This is a genomic window from Mycobacterium gordonae, assembly GCF_002101675.1.
GTDB lineage: Bacteria > Actinomycetota > Actinomycetes > Mycobacteriales > Mycobacteriaceae > Mycobacterium > Mycobacterium gordonae.
In genome coordinates this window covers 1-5,451 of sequence record NZ_LQOY01000034.1, presented here as the reverse complement: position 1 = coordinate 5,451, position 5,451 = coordinate 1, and the positions used below count along the sequence as shown (strand labels likewise).

The 5,451-nt window shown below is 61.6% G+C and carries 4 protein-coding genes and 1 pseudogene; 1 reads left to right on the top strand and 4 read right to left on the bottom strand.

All coding sequences use genetic code 11. The annotated features are described in order from the left end of the window. Positions 1 to 16: 16 nt before the first annotated feature. The 4 genes and pseudogenes from AWC08_RS35010 to AWC08_RS06690 form a co-directional block, all read right to left on the bottom strand. The gene (locus tag AWC08_RS35010) at positions 17 to 472 is read right to left on the bottom strand and encodes a hypothetical protein (protein WP_142283446.1); all 456 of its coding nucleotides are present in this window, start codon (positions 470 to 472) and stop codon (positions 17 to 19) included. 143 nt (positions 473 to 615) lie between these two features. After that, complete coding sequence (locus AWC08_RS35005) at positions 616 to 1,086, bottom strand: hypothetical protein (protein WP_142283445.1); 471 nt, start codon at positions 1,084 to 1,086, stop codon at positions 616 to 618. A 431-nt stretch (positions 1,087 to 1,517) separates the two neighbouring features. Then, positions 1,518 to 1,784: pseudogene (locus AWC08_RS06700) on the bottom strand (WhiB family transcriptional regulator). 643 nt (positions 1,785 to 2,427) lie between these two features. Then, a complete protein-coding gene (locus AWC08_RS06690; RefSeq protein ID WP_065132588.1) occupies positions 2,428 to 2,778 on the bottom strand; it encodes a WhiB family transcriptional regulator in 351 nt (116 codons plus the stop codon). Between the two features lie 362 nt (positions 2,779 to 3,140). Between AWC08_RS06690 and ponA2 the strand changes: the two genes are divergently transcribed. Next, positions 3,141 to 5,451 (top strand): transglycosylase/D,D-transpeptidase PonA2 (gene ponA2, locus AWC08_RS06685; protein ID WP_085087524.1); only part of this gene is annotated, 2,311 nt, incomplete at its 3' end.

The following is a 5,451-nucleotide window of genomic DNA, read 5'->3' as shown; positions in this document are numbered from 1 at the left end:
ACCCTCATCTACCCGGCTACGACACGCCGGTCCTCACCTCACGGCCCGACTGATACACCACCTTGGTGGACGCAACCACAACAGCACCTGGACCCTTCGCCGCTCGTCGTGCCGAGCCGCGATGCAGCCAGTGAGTGCCAGCGGCCGCTGCGACCTGTTGTAGCTGCGACCTGTTGTACAAGTGCCGTCCTTGATCCAAGTTGGCTGCGGTTTGTATCGAGTGTTCAACCAGCTGCAACTGGGGTGGAACACAGGCGTGCGCGATAAACATGCCACCGATGGAGAAACTGGCCGACAGCCAATAAGCCTGCTGATACTTTGTCAGAAGAGCAGCCGTCCACAATGCTAACTGAAGCAGATGCGGCTTCAAGAAACGGCAGCTGAATGCAAACATGACCGGCGTGCGGGTATAGAAAATACCTCGCTTGTTTATCAGCAACAGCCATTGCGCCGGCCATATTTTTAAAGCCACAGGTGTCGCTGCGTAAACTTCTGCTGACTTGCCCTGCCGGCTTTCTCCTGAGGTCCTGGTTGATAAGATTTATTGCTATGTTAGACCATTTCCCTGAACCCGATGAAAAACACGATCCGCGCTCGTCGTCGTACCCGTCGAAGCTATTCCACCGTACCCGTCGAGGCTATCATCCCTCCGACGATTTCCCCCGCAGTCCGCAGAATGCTTGAACCAGGAAGCGTTGCATTCTGGCCCGCGTGAGCACCGCTCGAATCTATCCCGGGTAGCGTCTCTTGCACTGAATCTTGCCCGAAGAGCGCTCCAGTGGGATTTTTGTATTGCGTTTCAGGTCCTTCCGCTAAAGGAACTCTAACCGGTTGAGGATCAGTTTTCTCAAAGACATGTTCTTCCCATGGCTCGCCTTTCGATAAACGATGGACGCCAGGTTCATCGTCTTCTTGCCATCCGCTACCATGAAATGAATCACGATTCACATTATAAACGCCGACGGGTTTTTCACCCGGCTGGACCGGATTAATTGGGCCGATTTTTTCACCCGGCAGGTAAACTTCTTCACCCGGCAGGAGCGGAACACGTTGTGTTTGTGGGCTGACGACTTCCTTACCCGGCAAGTCGACTTCCTCAGCCCGCCGGAGCGGGATACGTTTCGGCCTGGTCATAACTGCTACTCCAAAAATATTCGACTTGCCGATGCTGTTTAGGCTAAGCAAGATGGATCACACTACACCACAAGCACAACGCTCTATGCTCTCAATCGCCGATGCTGAAAGCGTACGGAAATCATGAAATCACGTGACATCCCTCAGTAAACGCACGAAGAGCAGCGGTTACCGAGGTACAAGGAGTCCTGTGTTCGCCAATGCTCTCGATGCCGCCAAACCCGCCGACGTCCATTTGCGTCAGCGTCCAGACCCGCAGAAGACGCCAGCGGAACCGATCGAGTGAGGGCGTTCGGTATGCGATAGTCACATCAAGAGAGCAGAACACATCTGCAAGCTGCACGCCTGTGCGCTGGATGAAACCCCGTCACACATCCGAAGCGCTAGAAATCAGATGCGTTGATGCGTTTCCGCTTGTTTAGGTAATCCGACCAAGAGACAACCTCGGGATGCTGCTTGAGCAGAGCCGCGGCGCTGCCGATCGGCCATGCCGTCCCACACACCGAACGCGACCTTGCTGTCCAAGGCGTCCGCAGCGCACTCCCGCATCACGGGGCAGTGCCGGCAGATGACGGCAGCCTTACGCTGGGCGGCACCCCGCACAAAAGTTCGTCAGAGTCCGCGTCCCTGGCGGCGGCCGTACTGCACATCCATACCGATCGGGGCCAGACGGCCAAGCGCGAGATCCGGCTGCTGTCCAGCTTCACCGGCGCCCATCCGCATGTGCCGGTGGTCGGAGTGCCCTCGCTACCCTTCGATGTCTCGGATCTCGAAGCGCTGCGCGCCCTGGCTGACCAGATCACCTCCGCCTGATTACGCGCTGACCTGCGGGGATGACGGCGTACTTCGCTGTTATTTGACGTCCATTCAACGGCGACCACGAACAACATCCGCATCTGTAGCCCCAAAAACCCATCTGACCTGCGCCGATATAGCGCTATGGATACTTTGGTGCGCTACGTTGTAACAATAAAGTAATGATGGACAGGCCTCCGGATGGCGTCAGAACGACCGGCGTGCGCTTCCCTCCGGACCCCGCGAAGGCGCCCGCCGGCGATCGGTGAGTTACGCCTGCGGCAACATCTGTAAAGGCGGCGCTACCAGCGGCGATACCGTGCGTCGCCGCTGTTATTTGACGCCGAGTCAGCACCGATCGAATTCAAACACCTGTCCGGCAGCTCAAAAATGCCCTCTGAGCTGCGATTATGGCGCGAAACGAAAGCAGTAGCCGGCTAAGCTGTAACCAAAAAGTAATGAGGGTTGCTGCGCGCGCCGGCGGCTGGGCGCAGGCTGTCAGACGATGTTGCGGCGCTTGCGCTTGTCGAAGTAGTCCGACCAGGAAACGACCTCGGGGTGCTGCTTCAGCAACGCCCGGCGTTGACGCTCGGTCATGCCACCCCAGACGCCGAACTCGACCTTGTTGTCGAGCGCGTCCGCGCCGCATTCCTGCATTACAGGGCAGTGCCGGCAGATGACGGCCGCCTTGCGCTGGGCGGCTCCGCGTACGAACAGCTCATCGGGGTCCGTTGCCCGGCACAACGCCTGCGACACCCAGGTGATGCGCTCTTCAGCTTCGACGCTGCGGAGCAAGTTCCCTGTGGACGTGAGGTTGGTCCTTCGTGCGCCCGGGCGTGTTCCTGACACGAGCTGATCCCTTCCTTCCGGCCGCCGCTTGCGGAGGCCCTCTTCGGGTACCAGCCGACGATGCGATTCCAGCCACAATGTGCACATCGGTGTTACCTGAATCTCACTGCGTATCTAAGTTAGGGGGTCGACCGCCAATTGCGCAACAGTCCGATAACGCTTTTTCTGGGACGTCCGTGCCGTCTTGTGTCGCCCGGCCGGGGAAAACAGGAGCGCCTTGTCCGGTTTTGGGCCTCTGACCAGTAATGTCGCAGGATTTGCACAGCTCCGGGGACTAGCGGACCTGTTCAACAACTGCTAAAGAAATTTTTTTCCAACCGCACGGCGCGGGGCCGTGACGAGAGGTCGCTACTGTAGTACGCATGTCCGAGCGTCCCCCGGTCGCGATCACGCTGCTGAAGCTTGCCGGCTTCTGTCTGCTCGCCAGCGTGGTGGCCACCGCGTTGATGTTTCCGCTCGCCGGTGGCGTGGGGCTGATGTCCAACCGCGCCTCCGAGGTCGTCGCCAACGGCTCGGCCCAGCTCCTCGAAGGACAGGTGCCGGCGGTGTCGACGATGGTCGACGCGAAAGGCAACACGATCGCGTGGCTGTACTCTCAGCGCCGTTTCGAGGTGCCCTCAGACAAGATCGCCAACACGATGAAGCTGGCCATCGTGTCGATCGAGGACAAGCGGTTCGCCGATCACAACGGTGTGGACTGGAAAGGCACCCTGACCGGCCTGGCCGGCTACGCCTCTGGCGATGTCGAGACGCGCGGCGGTTCGACCATCGAGCAGCAGTACATCAAGAACTACCAACTGCTGGTCACGGCGCAGACCGACGCGGAGAAGCGGGCGGCCGTGGAAACCACTCCGGCCCGCAAGCTGCGCGAGATCCGGATGGCGCTCACGCTGGACAAGACCTTCACCAAACCGGAGATCCTCACCCGCTACCTGAACCTGGTCTCGTTCGGAAACAACTCGTTCGGCATCCAGGACGCCGCCCAGACCTACTTCGGGGTCAACGCAATCGACCTGAACTGGCAGCAGGCGGCCCTGCTGGCCGGCATGGTGCAGTCGACCAGCGCGCTCAACCCCTACACCAACCCCGAGGGCGCCCTGGCCCGGCGCAACCTGGTGCTCGACACGATGATCGAGAACATCCCCAGCGAAGCCGACGCGCTGCGTGCCGCCAAGACGCAGCCGCTGGGAATTCTGCCGCAGCCCAACGAGCTGCCGCGGGGTTGCATCGCCGCCGGCGATCGCGCCTTTTTCTGCGATTATGTGCAGGAGTACCTGTCGCGCGCGGGGATTAGTAAGGAACAGCTCGCCCGCGGCGGTTACCTGATCCGCACCACGCTCGATCCGGACGTCCAGATTCCGGTGAAGTCCGCCATCGACAGGTTCGCTCCCCCGACGCTGTCCGGCATCTCGAGCGTGATGAGCGTGATCCTGCCCGGCAAGACATCGCACAAAGTGGTGGCGATGGCCAGCAACCGCAAGTACGGCCTGGACACCGAGGCCGGCGAAACGATGCGGCCGCAGCCGTTCTCGCTGGTCGGTGACGGTGCCGGATCGATCTTCAAGATCTTCACGACGGCCGCGGCGCTCGATATGGGCATGGGTATCAACGCCCAGCTCGACGTCCCGCCCCGCTTCCAGGGCAAGGGCCTGGGCAGTGGTGGCGCCAAGGGCTGCCCGAAGGACACCTGGTGCGTGGTCAACGCGGGCAACTACCGCGGCAGCATGAGCGTGACCGACGCGCTGGCCACCTCACCCAACACCGCGTTCGCCAAACTGATCTCGCAGGTCGGGGTGACGCGGACGGTGGACATGGCCATCAAGCTCGGCCTGCGGTCCTACGCCAACCCCGGCACCGCGCGCGACTACAACCCCGACAGCAACGAGAGCCTGGCTGACTTCGTCAAACGGCAGAACATCGGTTCGTTCACCCTCGGCCCCATCGAAGTCAATGCGCTGGAACTGTCGAACGTCGTCGCCACGCTCTCGTCCGGCGGCATGTGGTGCCCCCCCAACCCGATCGACAAGCTGATCGACCGCAACGGCAATGAGGTCTCCGTGACCACCGAGACGTGCGAGCAAGTGGTTCCCGAAGGATTGGCCAACACCCTGGCCAACGCCATGAGCAAGGACGCGGTGGGCAGCGGCACCGCGGCCGGGTCTGCCGGCGCAGCGGGGTGGACCCTGCCGATGTCCGGTAAGACCGGCACCACGGAGGCGCACCGGTCCTCCGGTTTCATCGGCTTCACCAACCGCTACGCCGCGGCCAACTACATCTACGACGACTCGCCGTCGCCCACCGACCTCTGTTCGGCCCCGCTGCGGCACTGCGGCAGCGGCGACCTCTACGGCGGTAACGAGCCCGCACGCACGTGGTTCACGGCACTGCAGCCGATCGCCAACAACTTCGGTGAGGTGCATCTGCCGCCCACTGATCCGCGATATATGGACGGTTCGCCGGCCGGGCGGGTGCCCAGTGTGGCCGGTCTGGACATCGACCAGGCGCGTCAGCGCCTGAGAGACGCTGGATTCCAGGTGGCCGACCAGCCCAACTCGGTCAACAGCACCGCCAAGTACGGCGAAGTGGTCGGGACCTCACCCACCGGCCAGACGATCCCCGGCTCCATCGTGACGATTCAGATCAGCAACGGCATCCCGCCGCCACCCCCGCCGC